We start from the raw sequence: 14200 nt of genomic DNA, 5'->3' as shown, positions 1-14200 counted from the left end.
GTCACACCCGTTCCCATGCCGAACACGGAAGTTAAGCACTTGAACGCCAAAAGTAGTTGGGGGCTTCCCCCTGTGAGGATAGGACGTTGCCAGGCCAGTAAAAGACCGATCTGCATTTTGCAGGTCGGTCTTTTTGTGTTATGTGAAACTTCAGATTGTTCTGATTATTGGTGGAGTCATTGACATGCCACCTCTCGCTTGTTACCATAACATCAATATTCTTTTATAGAAGAGAAAGCGAGTGGATAACATGTGGGAGAACAAATTTGCTAAAGAAGGCTTGACGTTTGATGACGTCTTGCTCGTACCACGTCGTTCAAGTGTCTTACCGCGAGATGTTGATTTGTCTGTAACATTATGCGAAGGAATTACATTAAACATTCCTTTAATCAGTGCAGGGATGGATACCGTAACAGAAGCTCCAATGGCGATTGCCATGGCACGTCAAGGTGGTCTTGGAGTCATCCACAAGAACATGTCGATGGAAGATCAAGCCGAACATGTCGATCGTGTTAAGCGGTCGGAGAATGGTGTCATTACAAATCCGTTTTACCTCACGCCAGAACGACAAGTCTATGATGCTGAATATTTGATGAGTAAGTACCGGATTTCAGGTGTTCCGATCGTCAATAACGAAACAGAACGCAAATTGGTCGGTATCTTAACCAACCGCGATCTCCGTTTCGTGAAAGATTACTCGACGGTTATTGAAACTGTCATGACGACGGAAGAACTGGTCACAGCAAAAGTCGGTACCTCTTTAGAAGAAGCCGAACAGATTCTCCACAAACATCGGATTGAAAAGTTACCACTCGTTGATGAGAACGGAGTTTTAAAAGGTTTGATTACAACAAAGGATATTGAAAAAGTTGAGCAATATCCGCATGCAGCCAAAGATTCATTTGGACGTCTGCTCGTCGCAGCAGCTGTCGGTGTAACGAAAGATGCCTCGGTTCGTGCCAAGTTCCTCGTAGATGCAGGAGTTGACGCATTGGTCGTCGACACGGCACACGGTCACTCAGAAGGGGTTCTCGTGAAAGTACGCGAACTTCGGGACGAGTATCCGAACTTGCCGATCATCGCAGGAAACGTCGCAACAGCTGAAGCGACACGTGACTTGATTGAAGCAGGTGCTTCTGTCATCAAAGTCGGAATTGGACCAGGGTCTATCTGCACGACACGTGTCGTGGCCGGAGTCGGTGTTCCACAAATCACAGCAGTCTTTGATTGTGCAACAGAAGCCCGTAAGCACGGTGTCTCGATTATCGCTGATGGCGGGATCAAGTATTCTGGTGATATCGTCAAAGCACTTGCAGCAGGCGGTCATGCGGTTATGTTAGGCAGCCTTCTCGCCGGCGTGGAAGAAAGCCCGGGAGAAATGGAGATTTACCAAGGCCGTCAATTCAAGACATATCGTGGTATGGGATCGGAAGCCTCAATGAAACGCGGCAGCCAAGACCGTTACTTCCAAGAAGCTGACAAGAAATTTGTTCCAGAAGGAATCGAAGGTCGCGTCGCATATCGCGGTAAACTCGGTGACTCGGTTTACCAACTCGTCGGAGGGATCCGCTCAGGAATGGGATACTGTGGTTCTGCTTCACTTGAAGAATTACGTGAAGAAACACAGTTCATCCGGATGACAGGTGCAGGGTTACAGGAAAGCCATCCTCACGATATTCAGATTACGAAAGAAGCTTCAAACTATACACGTCAATAATCAAAATCCTGCGACCTGAATAGGCCGCAGGATTTTTTTGTGGATAACCTTGTGGATACTTTTATTTTAACTGCCAAGCGGTAACTAGTTCGGTCAGTCCTTGCATCAATTGTTGTTCTGTTAAACTGGCAAACCCGAGGACAATTTGTGGATAAGCTGTGGATAACGGCAACTGGGCATAATCCGATAATCCATACACTTGAATCGAGGAGTCCTTCGCTCGCCGCAACAATTCCTGTTCCCCCATGCCATTCGAGACGGAAAGGACGACATGCAGTCCGGCACTTTCTCCCGTCAATTTCAGAAAAGGTACATCCCGGAGAGCGTGGACAACGACATCAAGTTTGCGGCGGTAGATTTTTCGCATCCGGTTCAAATGTTTCTCGAAGTCGCCCTCTTTCATGAAGCGCGTCAAAATCGTCTGATCAAATCGGGAGACACTGCACGTATAGTATGGAAATTCAGTTTGATAGCGTTCCAATAAAGGTCGTGGTAGTACCATATATCCGATGCGAAGGGACGGCATCAGTGATTTGGAGAATGTACTCAGATAAATCACCCGTTCACTGTCCATACTGTGCAAAGAAGGAATGGATTTTCCGCTGTACCGGAATTCGCTATCATAATCGTCTTCGATGATATAACGGCGATCCGATGCAGCGGCCCAGTTTAACAGTTGACGGCGTCGATTGACGGATAAAATACTGCCCGACGGAAACTGGTGAGCCGGTGTCACATACATAACATCGACAGGACTTTGAACGAGGGAAGGAATCACTAAGCCGTTTTGGTCGACCGGAATCGGAACCGCCGATCGTTCATGACTTTTAAGGATCAGACGTGTCGCATGATACCCGGGATCTTCGATGCCATAGGTTGTCGTTTTTCCTAATAAAAAGATGATATGCGGTAACAATTGCTCAACACCGGAACCGATGATGATCTGCTCCGGCGAACAGACGACTCCCCGTGAATGGTAGAGGTACGTCGCAATCTCGAGACGTAATGATAGATCACCTTGCGGGTGTCCAAGCGAGACGAGTGATTGATGTTGTTCGTCGATGACATCTTTTGCGTGTTTTCGCCAACGGGAGAAAGGAAAGGATGAGCCATCGATTTTACTGGGATGAAAATCGTAACGCATGGCTGGTTGTTGATTTGAACGTTGACTTGTCGGCAGAGGCGTTGTTTTGACGTATGCCAGTTCTTCGTAGGCTAAGACGAAGTAACCTTTCCTGGAAACGGATTCGACATATCCTTCTGCGACCAACTGTTGATAAGCCAGTTCGATTGTCGTCTGGCTGAGATTTAAAAACTGACCAAGCTTTCGTTTCGATGGTAATTTCGTTCCGTAAGCAAGGCGTCCTTCAATGATTTCCTGACGGATTTGCTGGTACAGTTGTTCGTACAGCGGACGATTTCCGTCCCGTATCAACTCAAACGATAACATGTCCATAACTGATCTCCCTTTTTACTGACCTGGTTAATTTATCATAAACTGATACTTTTAAAATAGTCAACGGGGAATATACTAAAAAGTATCACCGATTGGAAATACTATCACTGTCTAGGGGGAGTTCATAATGATGGAACGGCAACAAGGATCAGATCGTGTCAAACGGGGAATGGCTGAAATGCAAAAGGGTGGCGTCATCATGGATGTCGTGAATGCGGAACAGGCTAAAATCGCAGAAGCCGCCGGAGCGGTCGCTGTCATGGCACTTGAACGGGTGCCATCGGATATTCGGCGTGACGGGGGAGTAGCCCGGATGGCCGATCCGCTCATCACGGAAGAGGTTCTGCAGGCAGTATCCATTCCCGTGATGGCGAAGTGCCGGATCGGACATATCGTCGAAGCACGGGTCCTCGAATCGTTGGGTGTTGACTTTATTGATGAAAGTGAAGTCCTGACGCCGGCAGACGAGGAGTATCATTTATTGAAGTCATCGTTTACAGTACCGTTCGTCTGCGGAGCACGTGATTTAGGAGAAGCGGCGCGCCGGATTGCAGAAGGAGCAGCGATGATCCGGACAAAAGGGGAACCCGGAACCGGCAATGTCGTCGAAGCTGTCCGGCATATGCGCAAGATTCAAGCACAACTCCACCAGATTCTTCATTCACAACCGGATGAATTGATGACGCGTGCTAAAGAGTGGGGCGCATCTTACGAGGTCTTACAACAGATTCAGACAACAGGACGTCTTCCGGTCGTGAATTTTGCGGCTGGCGGAATCGCGACTCCAGCCGATGCGGCATTGATGATGCACCTTGGAGCCGAAGGCGTATTTGTCGGTTCCGGTATCTTTAAATCGGAACATCCGGAACGCGTCGCGAAAGCGATTGTCGAAGCCGTGACATACAAAGACGATTTCGAACGGATTGCCCATCTGTCGAAAGGACTCGGAACAGCGATGAAAGGAATTGATGTGACGTCGATGCCGTTTGAAGAACGGATGGCATCACGCGGATGGTAATCGGTATATTAGGTGTCCAAGGCGCCGTGCGCGAACATCAAGAGATGCTTCATCTGCTTGGAGTCAAAACGATGATCGTCAAATCAAGCGCGGACTTGGACGGAATCGACGGTTTAATCTTTCCTGGCGGCGAATCGACGACGATCCGCCGGCTGATTGACCGTTATGGTTTACTGGATGTCTTGCGACGTCAAGCTGACACGTTGCCGATGTTCGGGACATGTGCCGGGATGATTTTGCTGGCAAGCGAATTGACTGAAGGTCCTTCCCATTTAGGGGCGATTCCGATGACGGTCAGACGCAATGCGTTCGGACGACAAATCGACAGTTTTGAAACCTACTTGAACGTCGAAGGTGCCGGTCAGGATATTGAAGCTGTTTTTATTCGAGCTCCTTTCGTCGAACAGGTCGGAGAAGGAGTACGTGTCCTGGCTGCAATCGGGACAGCCGCCGTTGTCGTCGAGACGGATCTTCATCTCGCCTGCTCCTTCCATCCGGAGCTGACTTCAGATCGGCGTCTTCATGATTATTTCATTCAAAAAATCAGACGGCGGACAGCTGTTTCTGTTTAATCAAAAGTAAGAGAGAAACCGTCAGTTTCCGGCTGTCGGTTTCTTTTTTTGTGCTACACTGAAAAGATATAACATCATTTGAAGGAGAGGACCGATGAAACGTCTTTTCACACTCTTTCTGAGTGTCCTTATACTGACTGCTGGTGGACAGCCGATGACAGGTCATGCAGAGACACCGGACATTCAGGCAGAATCTTACATAATGGTCGATGCGGTAACAGGCAAGATTTTATTGGCTGAACAGGCTGATTTGGCTCTGCCCCCGGCTTCGATGACAAAATTAATGACGCTTTATCTCGTGCGTCAGCAGATTGAGCAAAAAAAATTATCTTGGAATCAAACGGTTCGCCCAAGTGAAAAAGTACTGAAGCTTGCGAAAACGCCGGGAATTGCCCGGTTGCCGATTCGGAAAACAACGTATACCATCCGGGAATTGTACGACGCAGCTTTTATTAAATCGGCTAACGATGCCGCCGTTCTCCTGGCAGAAGTCATGGCCGGAACGGAGAAGCAGTTCGTGGAACGAATGAATGAAACAGCTGTTGCACTAGGGATGGAAGATACCGAATACGCCAATGCTTCAGGACTCGATGCCGTCGATGCGACATTACCGGGAACAAACTTGATGACGGCGATGGATATCTCTCTTTTGATCATCCGCTATATTCAAGACTATCCGGATGTATTAGATGTGACAAAACGTTCGTTCATTACAATCAATGGAGAAAAGGTCGAAAACTCCAATAAGATGTTGCCGCGCCAACCGTATGCGTACAGCGGAATGCGGGGGATGAAGACCGGGACGACGGACCTTGCCGGATACTGTTTTGCGAGTGTCGCTACACGCGGGAATTTAACACTCGTATCGGTCGTCATGCGAACGACATCCGATAAAGCCCGGTTTGCAGAAACGAAAAAACTGCTGGATTACGGTTTTTCTTTTTTTGAACCGTTGACGTATTACGGAAAAGGGGAACAAATCAAAGGTGTATTGCCGATTCGGGGGGCAAAACAATCCCGCTACGATGTCGTGACGAAAACAGCATTGTATGTGACCGTGTTAAAAAACCAAGCGAAACCGCATACGCCTGTCTTTCAATTTTCAAAAGCAGAAGCACCGTTAAAAGAAGGTGAAATCATCGGGACCGTCCAAGTGGAAGACAGCGGACGATACTTACCCGGATTCACTGTTCCTCAAGCTACAGTAACCAGTGCTGCGAAGGTTGAGCTGGCGAGCTTCCAGATCCGCTTGTTCCGCGCCGTTTCGGCCTGGTCCAAAAAAATCAGTCAAGCGATTCATCAACCAACCCTTGTCAACCGTAAAGGGGATAGTGTAAAGTAAAGCTAATCTCATAATGATGTCATGAACGGACCAAGTAGAAGCATTTATTCTGTTAAGAGAGCTAGTGGGTGGTGCGAACTAGTCAGAAGGATACTTTGAATCGAGCCGGATCACACACCTTGCGAACAAGGTGCGGGTACGCCCGTTATCGCGTCTTTAGAGTTGGCTGATCTGATCAGCAATGAGGGTGGCAACGCGGATCCAGGTGATTCGTCCCTCTTCGGTTTTTTAGAACCGGAGAGGGATGGATTGCCTTTTTTTATTGAAAAAAAGGAGGAAGAAACATGATTGATATTAAACGACTGCGTCAGGATTTTGACGCGATTCAAGAAAAACTGGCTCACCGGGGAGAAGATTTAACGGATATGAACCGGTTCATCGCCCTTGATGAAAAACGCCGGGAATTGATTGCCAAAACAGAAGTCCTGAAAGCGGAACGAAATGAAGCGACAAAAAAAATCGCGGAACTAAAACGCAACAAAGAAAATGCGGATGAAGCAATTGCTGCGATGCGCCAAGTCGGGGATGAAGTCAAAGCCCTCGATGAAGAACTGCGTGAAGTCGAAGCGACGCTGAATCTGTTGTTACTCGGTATTCCGAACATTCCCCATGACAGCGTTCCGATCGGTTCTACGGAAGATGATAATGTCGTCATCCGCGAAGTCGGTGACAAGCCGGCGTTTGATTTTGAAGCTGTACCCCACTGGGATTTGATGGAACAGTTGAAAATCGTTGACGTCGAACGGGCCGGAAAAGTAACGGGAAGCCGTTTCGTCTTTTACCGCGGTGCCGGTGCACGTCTTGAGCGGGCATTGATCAACTTCATGATGGATTTACACCAGGACAAAAACGGATATACGGAAATCCTGCCGCCGCTCATGGTCAACCGGGATTCTATGACAGGAACAGGACAGCTTCCGAAATTCGAAGAAGATGCGTTCAAAGTCGAAGATACGAACTACTTCCTTGTTCCGACAGCAGAAGTACCGGTGACGAACATGCACCGGGATGAAATTTTGTCAGCGGATCAATTGCCGATCGGTTATGCCGCCTACAGCCAATGTTTCCGGTCTGAAGCAGGTTCTGCCGGCCGTGATACGCGCGGTTTAATCCGTCAGCACCAATTCAACAAAGTCGAACTCGTCCGTTTCGTCAAACCGGAAGAATCATACGAACAGCTTGAATTGCTGACAGGGCAAGCGGAGGAAGTTTTGAAATTACTTAAACTTCCGTATCAGGTCCTCAGCATGTGTACAGCGGATCTTGGTTTCACAGCTGCAAAGAAATATGACATCGAGGTCTGGATGCCGAGCCAAGGGGTGTACCGTGAGATTTCTTCTTGCTCAAACTTTGAAGATTTCCAAGCACGCCGGGCACAAATCCGTTTCCGTCGGGAAGCGAATGCTAAACCGGAATTCGTTCATACATTAAACGGATCAGCACTTGCAGTCGGTCGGACAGTCGCTGCCATTCTTGAGAACTACCAGCAAGCAGATGGATCAGTTGTTATTCCAGAAGTACTTCGTCCTTATATGGGCGGTCTTGAAGTCATTCAAGGATAAGTAGGAAGGGGGAGATTTCCCCCTTCTAATTTTTTAAAAAGTTTTTTTAGAAAAAAGCTTTACACAATAAAACCAAGATGCTATCATAATTTATGTCAGGAAGGCGCTCGTACAATACGACGCTCAATTATAAGTACGGAGGCGTACTCAAGTGGTTTAAGAGAACGGTCTTGAAAACCGTCAGGCGGCGAAAGCCGTGCGTGGGTTCGAATCCCACCGCCTCCTCCATTTCTTTTTTTTTACCTGAAAACTACATATAACTTGGAGGCGTACTCAAGTGGTTTAAGAGAACGGTCTTGAAAACCGTCAGGCGGCGAAAGCCGTGCGTGGGTTCGAATCCCACCGCCTCCTCCACTTCTTTTTTTTTACCTAAAATTACATTTAACATGGAGTCGTACCCAAGCCCGGCTGAAGGGGACGGACTCGAAATCCGTTAGGGGTCGCAAGGCCCGCGTGGGTTCGAATCCCACCGACTCCGCTTATACAAGCATCTCCCATTTATGGTGAGGTGCTTTTTTATTGCATCGATCGAGAGTGGCATGCTATGTTTTCCTACATCTTAGACAGAAAAAGGAGCAGCAATTATGACACTCACGAAACAAACGTTACTCACCCATTACCAAGACACGATGGAATTTGTCCGCAGTCTTGAACACATATCAGAGGAAGCATGGCGGACGCCTTATGCGTAAGGGAAATGGACGGTCGCTGAGATCATCGGTCATCTATCACCGTGGGACCGGTTCCTTGTCGCGGAACGCTTGCCGTTTATCTTGGCAAATGAGCCATTTCGTGTAAAACCGGACAGCCAGGCTGTTAATGAAGAGGCGGCAAAAATGAGCCGGGAACAACAACGGATTTTGACGATTGACGAATTCTTAGTCAGTCGTGACCGCTTGCATCGTGCCGTTGAACTGATTCCGGAAGAACGTTTGGCGGATACGTTTACGTCAAAAGGAAAAACCATTTCGCTTCTCGATTTTTTAGGGGCCATGATGCAACATGATTTACATCACCGGTCTCAAATTGAACAAGTCACTGCAGTCTGAAAAAAGCCCGTCGACAGAAATGTCGACGGGCTTTTGGATTAGCGGATTTTAGCAGTGCGGGCAACTTCAAGTTGTTTATCGATTTTTGATAAAATCCGTTCGATCGATTCCGGCTCGTTTAATAAATCGTATTCATCGATTGATAAACGGAGAACCGGACAAATCGTGAAGTTATTGATCCAGTTCGTGTAACGTTCGTACATCTCTTCCCAATACTCGATTGGCGTTTGTTGTTCCATTTCGCGTCCGCGTAAGCGAATCCGCTCAAGAACTTGTTCAAACGAGCCTTCGAGATAAATCAGGAGATCCGGATGCGGGAAGAATGGTGTCATGACCATGGCGTCAAACAAACTCGAGTAGGTTTCGTAATCCGTTGGTGACATCGTTCCTTTTTCGAAATGCATCTTCGCGAAGATACCTGTATCTTCGTAAATCGAACGGTCTTGAATGAAACCGCCGCCGTATTGGAAGATTTTCTTTTGTTCCTTAAAACGTTCAGCAAGGAAGTAAATTTGTAAGTGAAAGCTCCAGCGCTCGAAATCATGATAAAATTTGTCCAGGTAAGGGTTTGTATCGACTTTTTCAAGAGATGTCCGGAAACCAAGAGAGTCTGCTAGACCGTTTGTAATCGTCGATTTACCGATACCGACCATTCCACCAATCGTAATGACGGCATCTGCCGGGATGTTATACTTTTCACGTAATTTCGAGTTCATGCGTGGTTCGCTCCTTCATATAATTCGTTGCGGATCTTTGTCAGGACGTATTCTAAATCTTCCGGCCGTTTGACGAAGTCGAGTTCATCTCCGTTGAATCGGATGACTTTCACTTCCGGATGTTTGATTTGGTAATCTGTGACGAACGTCTCGTAGTCAGCCGCCAGTTGTTCAAGGTAAGCACGTGACATGTTTTCTTCAATCTCGCGTCCGCGTAGAGCAACACGTTTCATCAACGTGTCGATGCTTGCATCTAAATAAATGACTGCATCGGGCTTTGGCATATCCGTTGTCAGGATCGAATAAATCTGTTCGTACTTATCAAGGTGCTCGACTTTCAGAGAACGATGGGCAAAAATAAGGTTTTTAAAGATATGATAATCAGCGACGACAGAGCGTTGTTTACTGAGATAGTGACGTTCGATATCATCGAGCTGCTTAAAGCGATTACACAGGAAGAACATTTCCGTTTGGAAACTCCATTCTTCGATGTCTTCATAGAACTTTCCAAGAAAGGGATTTTCTTCGACGATTTCGCGTAACATAGAAAATGAGAAATGGTGACTGATGGCGTTAGCAAGTGAAGTTTTTCCAACACCAATAGGTCCTTCAACCGTTATGAACATATTCAATTACCCTCCGTTCAGCAAAGTGCAATTTATATTTTAGCACAAAGCAGCGGCACCTGCCGAAGTTTCAGCGGGAGAATTTTTGTAAAGATAGGAAGTGTGATGATGGAACGGCATGAACACTATATGCGCCTTGCCATTGAGGAAGCAAAAAAAGCAAAAGCAATCGGTGAAGTCCCGATTGGTTGTGTCATCGTCAAAGGCGATGAGGTGATTGCGACCGGTTATAACCACCGGGAAACGAATCATCAGGCGACGGCACATGCCGAATTACTCGCAATTGAAGAAGCCTGCAACAAGCTCGCCAACTGGCGTCTCGAAGGATGCGAACTCTATGTGACGCTTGAACCGTGTCCGATGTGTGCAGGGGCCATCATGCTGTCGCGGATCGAACACGTCATCTTTGGAGCCGTTGATCCGAAGGGTGGATGTTGCGGCACTTTGATGAATTTAGTCCAGGATGAACGGTTCAATCATGTTTCGCAATTAACGGGTGGCGTTCTTGAACAGGAGTGCGGTGAGATGTTGACGTCCTTTTTCCGGGAGCTCCGGGCGAAAAAGAAACAACGGAAACGGGCAATGGGTTGCAACGGGACCGATGAAACAGTATAATGAAAAAGCACTCGAAACAAGTGCCACTAAAATACGATAAACCATTTGCCGTGCTAGGTGGGGATGTAGCGGTTCCCTGTCACTCGCAATCCGCTATAGCGAGACTGAATTCCATATCGAGGGATAGGATTGGTGTGGTCTGCCTTACGTAAGTAGCGTTGACGTCTGAGTCCTGCGCAACAGATACCCATGAACCAGGTCAGGTCCGGAAGGAAGCAGCCTTAAGTGGTGCTCTCTGTGTGCCGCAGGAGCGCTTGGACTGAGCAGGCTGCGTGAGTAACGCATGTTGAACCTATTTCAGAATATGGTGCGCGGCAGTTTAATTTTAGATAACAAGTCTACAGCCGGTTTCGGTTGTAGACTTTTTTAGGTAGAATAGAAACAGGATTATAAATAGAGGAGGCGCAAACTTGGCCTATCAAGCATTATATCGTGTGTACCGGCCGCAACGTTTTGACGAAGTCGTCGGACAGGCACACATTACCCGGACGATTCAAAACGCCTTGATGGAAGAACGGATGTCGCATGCCTATCTGTTCTCTGGACCACGAGGAACGGGGAAAACAAGTCTGGCAAAAATCATTGCCAAAGCAATCAACTGTGAACAAGCGCCAGTAAATGAACCATGTAACGAATGTCCGACATGTCGAGCGATTACAGAAGGATCAAGTCCTGATGTGTTTGAAATCGATGCCGCGTCCAACAACGGCGTTGATGAAATCCGGGAAATCCGGGATAAGGTCAAATATCCGCCGTCAGAAGCAGCGTACAAAGTATACATCATTGATGAAGTCCACATGTTATCGACCGGAGCCTTCAATGCGTTACTTAAAACATTGGAAGAACCGCCAGCACACGCCATTTTCATCCTGGCGACGACAGAGCCGCATAAAATACCGGCGACGATTATCTCACGTTGCCAACGTTTTGATGTCAAACGGCATGAAGTCGATCAATTGATGGAACGGATGCAGTACATCTTATCGGATCAAACGATCGGCTATACGGAAACCGCATTGCGGTTGATTGCCCGGGCAGCGGATGGTGGAATGCGGGATGCCTTAAGCCTGCTCGATCAGGCCGTCGCCTTTTCGAATGGAGACCTAACGGATGATGCTGTACTGGAAGTGACGGGGGCAGTGGAAGATGAAGCACTGCTCGCTGTCGCAAACGCATTGCAAGCCCATCAAGTCGACCAGTTGTTGCAGACACTTGAAAAAATGCAACGGGCAGGAAAAGATTTAAAACGATTCGTCGAAGATCTGGTCTTTTTCTATCGCGATACGTTACTTCTCAAAACGTCTCCGACAGCAGTTGATCTTTTGGAACGGGCTCGGCCGACCGAAGCGTTCAAAACATTTGTCGAGACGATCGAGACAGAAGCATGTTTTCATATCATCGAACAATTGCATGACTGCCAACAGCAGATGCGTTTGACGAATCATCCCCGTGTCCTGGTCGAAATTGCGTTCATTCAGATTGCGGAACAAGGACGAACGACCGGACAAATCATGCAGAGTCTCCAGCAAGAGGTACGGGAACTGAAGGAACAGATGCATCAGTTGAAAGTCACGGGAGTCCCGGCTGCTGAAGGAACGCCTGCGCAACAACCAGCCAAACGCAAACAAGCCCGGCCAACTGTCCGGATAGCGAAAGAGCGGATTCGGCAAATGTTGAGTCGTGCAGAGAAGGCACAGCTTCTTGAAATTCAAGAACGTTGGGATGCCATTTTAAAGTTAATCCTTAAACAAGATGGTCCGATTTACTCTTTGGTGCATGAAAGTAAACCGGTCCTCTGTTCGGAAGATACATTATTGATTGAGTTTGATAACGGGAAAGGCTGGCATTTTGAACAGGTCATGACCAACGAACGGACCCGTTTCGTCATTGAAGAAGCACTGTTTGAGGTCTGCGGTGTGAAACGTCAGATTCTTGCGATTCTCGATAATGATTGGAAAGAACTAAAAGCAGAGTTTGTTGCGAAACGAAATAGTAGTAATATAGAAGAGAAAGAAGTGGCAGTCGAATCGGAAGAAGATCGACTGTTGTCCGAGACGCTCGGACGATTTGGTGATATCGTAGAATTCGAAGACTAATTTCAGTTAGAGGAGGAAGAATTATGCGTGGTATGGGAAACATGAATAACATGATGAAACAAATGCAGAAGATGCAAAAAGATATGGCGAAAGCTCAAGAAGAATTAAAGGACTTGACGGTTACGGGAACAGCTGGCGGAGAGATGGTCTCTGTCGTAGCGGATGGTCATAAAAATATCATCGATGTCATCATTAAAGAAGAAGTGGTTGATCCGGACGATGTCGAGATGATTCAAGATCTCGTTCTTGCTGCTACAAACGATGCTTTGAAAAAAGTAGATGAACTCGTTTCGAGTAAAATGGGTAAATTTACACAAGGAATGAACATGCCGGGAATGTTTTAAACTGTAGGGGGAAACGAATTGCAATATCCTGAAGCAATCAGCCGCTTAATCGAAAGTTTTACGAAGTTACCGGGTATTGGTCCGAAAACAGCTGTCCGTCTTGCGTTTCATGTTCTTGATATGGAAGAAGATGATGTGCTGATGTTCGGAAAAGCACTCGTGAGCGCAAAGCGTGATATCTCATATTGTAGTATCTGTGGGAACATCACAGATAAAGATCCGTGTTACGTTTGTTCCGATAAACACCGTAACCGGACAATCGTCTGTGTCGTTCAAGATTCACGTGATGTCATCGCGATGGAAAAGATGCGGGACTACCAGGGCTTGTACCATGTATTACACGGGGCAATCAGTCCAATGGAAGGAATCGGTCCTGAAGATATCAATGTATCCAGTCTATTGACGCGTCTGCAGGCAGATGAAGCCATTACTGAAATCATCTTGGCAACGAATCCGAACATCGAAGGGGAAGCGACAGCGATGTATCTTTCCCGATTACTGAAACCGACCGGTATTCGTGTTACACGGATTGCTCATGGTCTTCCGGTTGGCGGTGATTTGGAGTACGCGGATGAAGTCACATTATCCCGTGCCATGGAGGGAAGACGGGAGTTATGAATTGGTTTCGGAAAAAAATCCGGAGCGAATATGATGAACGCTTTCTCCGTGAACTGGCGCTGGCGCAAGAAAACTACTTGATGAAACGCCGTTTACTTGAAATCAGTTACGATGACTGTGGTGATCTCGAAGCTCAAATGAAGTTAGCGGAATCCGTTTATTACTTCTATATTAGAGAAGCGAAGAAACGGCGAGTCTCGTTACCGACTGTTCGCTTATAATGAAAAAGAGGAAGGCTGCCGCTTGGTAATTGAGGTGGTAGCCTTCTTTTCTATTCTTTTTAAAATTAATTTAACAAAAGAGTTGTCATGTTGTAATTATCGTGGTATATTAATTCTTGTCCTTAAGAGGACGAGCACACTGCACGAAACAAGAAAAAACTTCTTTTAAAAAGTTGTTGACTTATTGTTTCAGACTTGGTATTCTAATTGAGTCGCCAAAACAGGCGCGGACGAACTTTGAAAACTGA

The 14200-nt window shown here is 47.0% G+C and carries 13 protein-coding genes, 3 tRNA genes, 1 rRNA gene, 1 other RNA gene, 1 pseudogene and 1 other annotated feature; of the genes and pseudogenes, 16 read left to right on the top strand and 3 right to left on the bottom strand.

The window, feature by feature from the left end:
• Both rrf and guaB read left to right on the top strand, forming a co-directional pair.
• A 5S ribosomal RNA gene (rrf, locus tag ABIC15_RS15215) occupies positions 1 to 95 on the top strand; the annotation flags it as partial.
• A gap of 155 nt (positions 96 to 250) precedes the next feature.
• Positions 251 to 1717: an IMP dehydrogenase gene (gene guaB, locus ABIC15_RS15210; RefSeq protein ID WP_012368922.1), complete on the top strand. Its 1467-nt coding sequence runs from the start codon at positions 251 to 253 to the stop codon at positions 1715 to 1717.
• A gap of 61 nt (positions 1718 to 1778) precedes the next feature.
• Here the strand turns inward: guaB and pdxR are convergent, their stop codons facing one another.
• Positions 1779 to 3173 carry a MocR-like pyridoxine biosynthesis transcription factor PdxR gene (pdxR, locus tag ABIC15_RS15205; protein ID WP_354021035.1) on the bottom strand — a complete coding sequence of 465 codons (1395 nt, stop codon included), beginning with the start codon at positions 3171 to 3173 and terminating at the stop codon, positions 1779 to 1781.
• A gap of 130 nt (positions 3174 to 3303) precedes the next feature.
• Here pdxR and pdxS point away from each other — a divergent pair, with 130 nt between their 5' ends.
• The 8 genes and pseudogenes from pdxS to ABIC15_RS15165 all read left to right on the top strand — a co-directional run.
• Positions 3304 to 4191 (top strand): pyridoxal 5'-phosphate synthase lyase subunit PdxS, encoded by an 888-nt coding sequence (gene pdxS, locus ABIC15_RS15200; RefSeq protein ID WP_354021036.1) that lies wholly within the window; start codon positions 3304 to 3306, stop codon positions 4189 to 4191.
• On the top strand, positions 4185 to 4763 hold the full coding sequence (gene pdxT / locus ABIC15_RS15195) for a pyridoxal 5'-phosphate synthase glutaminase subunit PdxT (protein ID WP_354021034.1): 579 nt from the start codon (positions 4185 to 4187) through the stop codon (positions 4761 to 4763). The genes pdxS and pdxT overlap by 7 nt, the downstream gene beginning before the upstream one ends.
• A gap of 94 nt (positions 4764 to 4857) precedes the next feature.
• Complete coding sequence (locus tag ABIC15_RS15190; protein ID WP_012368926.1) at positions 4858 to 6105, top strand: D-alanyl-D-alanine carboxypeptidase family protein; 1248 nt, start codon at positions 4858 to 4860, stop codon at positions 6103 to 6105.
• Positions 6106 to 6117: 12 nt separating this feature from the next.
• Positions 6118 to 6326: a binding site (T-box leader), on the top strand.
• A 63-nt stretch (positions 6327 to 6389) separates the two neighbouring features.
• A complete protein-coding gene (serS, locus tag ABIC15_RS15185) occupies positions 6390 to 7667 on the top strand; it encodes a serine--tRNA ligase (RefSeq protein ID WP_012368927.1) in 1278 nt (425 codons plus the stop codon).
• A gap of 137 nt (positions 7668 to 7804) precedes the next feature.
• Positions 7805 to 7895: transfer RNA gene (locus tag ABIC15_RS15180), tRNA-Ser, on the top strand.
• Between the two features lie 35 nt (positions 7896 to 7930).
• Positions 7931 to 8021, top strand: a tRNA-Ser gene (locus ABIC15_RS15175).
• 34 nt (positions 8022 to 8055) lie between these two features.
• Positions 8056 to 8145: transfer RNA gene (locus ABIC15_RS15170), tRNA-Ser, on the top strand.
• Positions 8146 to 8371: 226 nt separating this feature from the next.
• A pseudogene (locus tag ABIC15_RS15165) lies at positions 8372 to 8716 on the top strand (DinB family protein); the annotation flags it as partial.
• A 38-nt stretch (positions 8717 to 8754) separates the two neighbouring features.
• Here ABIC15_RS15165 and ABIC15_RS15160 read toward each other — a convergent pair.
• The gene (locus ABIC15_RS15160) at positions 8755 to 9432 is read right to left on the bottom strand and encodes a deoxynucleoside kinase (protein ID WP_012368928.1); all 678 of its coding nucleotides are present in this window, start codon (positions 9430 to 9432) and stop codon (positions 8755 to 8757) included.
• Complete coding sequence (locus ABIC15_RS15155; RefSeq protein ID WP_012368929.1) at positions 9429 to 10058, bottom strand: deoxynucleoside kinase; 630 nt, start codon at positions 10056 to 10058, stop codon at positions 9429 to 9431. The genes ABIC15_RS15160 and ABIC15_RS15155 overlap by 4 nt, the downstream gene beginning before the upstream one ends.
• A 108-nt stretch (positions 10059 to 10166) precedes the next feature.
• Between ABIC15_RS15155 and tadA the strand changes: the two genes are divergently transcribed.
• The 6 genes from tadA to ABIC15_RS15125 all read left to right on the top strand — a co-directional run bounded on the left by tadA (position 10167) and on the right by ABIC15_RS15125 (position 13952).
• Positions 10167 to 10673 carry a tRNA adenosine(34) deaminase TadA gene (tadA, locus tag ABIC15_RS15150; protein ID WP_041261387.1) on the top strand — a complete coding sequence of 169 codons (507 nt, stop codon included), beginning with the start codon at positions 10167 to 10169 and terminating at the stop codon, positions 10671 to 10673.
• Between the two features lie 48 nt (positions 10674 to 10721).
• Positions 10722 to 10988, top strand: an RNA gene (gene ffs, locus ABIC15_RS15145) — signal recognition particle sRNA large type.
• A gap of 95 nt (positions 10989 to 11083) precedes the next feature.
• Positions 11084 to 12769: a DNA polymerase III subunit gamma/tau gene (dnaX, locus tag ABIC15_RS15140; RefSeq protein WP_012368931.1), complete on the top strand. Its 1686-nt coding sequence runs from the start codon at positions 11084 to 11086 to the stop codon at positions 12767 to 12769.
• Positions 12770 to 12792: 23 nt separating this feature from the next.
• Positions 12793 to 13113, top strand: coding sequence for a YbaB/EbfC family nucleoid-associated protein (locus tag ABIC15_RS15135; RefSeq protein ID WP_012368932.1), 321 nt, complete (start codon positions 12793 to 12795; stop codon positions 13111 to 13113).
• Positions 13114 to 13131: 18 nt separating this feature from the next.
• Positions 13132 to 13731 carry a recombination mediator RecR gene (gene recR, locus ABIC15_RS15130; protein ID WP_012368933.1) on the top strand — a complete coding sequence of 200 codons (600 nt, stop codon included), beginning with the start codon at positions 13132 to 13134 and terminating at the stop codon, positions 13729 to 13731.
• Positions 13728 to 13952, top strand: a complete 225-nt coding sequence (locus ABIC15_RS15125; RefSeq protein WP_012368934.1) for a YaaL family protein — start codon at positions 13728 to 13730, stop codon at positions 13950 to 13952. Before recR ends, ABIC15_RS15125 begins: the two co-directional genes overlap by 4 nt.
• The last annotated feature ends 248 nt before the right edge of the window (positions 13953 to 14200 follow it).

Origin of the sequence: Exiguobacterium sp. PvP048, from assembly GCF_040549175.1 — a bacterium.
Lineage (GTDB): Bacteria > Bacillota > Bacilli > Exiguobacteriales > Exiguobacteriaceae > Exiguobacterium_A > Exiguobacterium_A artemiae.
Note: the sequence above shows the minus strand (reverse complement) of the source record. Positions and strands in the feature narration are given on the sequence as shown.

Bases quoted from the DNA above. Each gene is read 5' to 3' on its own strand.
- ABIC15_RS15190 (WP_012368926.1), top strand. From the start codon at position 4,858: ATGAAACGTCTTTTCACACTCTTTCTGAGTGTCCTTATACTGACTGCT.
- ABIC15_RS15125 (WP_012368934.1), top strand. From the start codon at position 13,728: ATGAATTGGTTTCGGAAAAAAATCCGGAGCGAATATGATGAACGCTTT.
- pdxT (WP_354021034.1), top strand. From the start codon at position 4,185: ATGGTAATCGGTATATTAGGTGTCCAAGGCGCCGTGCGCGAACATCAA.
- ABIC15_RS15155 (WP_012368929.1), bottom strand. From the start codon at position 10,058: ATGTTCATAACGGTTGAAGGACCTATTGGTGTTGGAAAAACTTCACTT.
- ABIC15_RS15160 (WP_012368928.1), bottom strand. From the start codon at position 9,432: ATGAACTCGAAATTACGTGAAAAGTATAACATCCCGGCAGATGCCGTC.
- pdxR (WP_354021035.1), bottom strand. From the start codon at position 3,173: ATGGACATGTTATCGTTTGAGTTGATACGGGACGGAAATCGTCCGCTG.
- serS (WP_012368927.1), top strand. From the start codon at position 6,390: ATGATTGATATTAAACGACTGCGTCAGGATTTTGACGCGATTCAAGAA.
- ABIC15_RS15135 (WP_012368932.1), top strand. From the start codon at position 12,793: ATGCGTGGTATGGGAAACATGAATAACATGATGAAACAAATGCAGAAG.
- tadA (WP_041261387.1), top strand. From the start codon at position 10,167: ATGGAACGGCATGAACACTATATGCGCCTTGCCATTGAGGAAGCAAAA.
- guaB (WP_012368922.1), top strand. From the start codon at position 251: ATGTGGGAGAACAAATTTGCTAAAGAAGGCTTGACGTTTGATGACGTC.
- pdxS (WP_354021036.1), top strand. From the start codon at position 3,304: ATGGAACGGCAACAAGGATCAGATCGTGTCAAACGGGGAATGGCTGAA.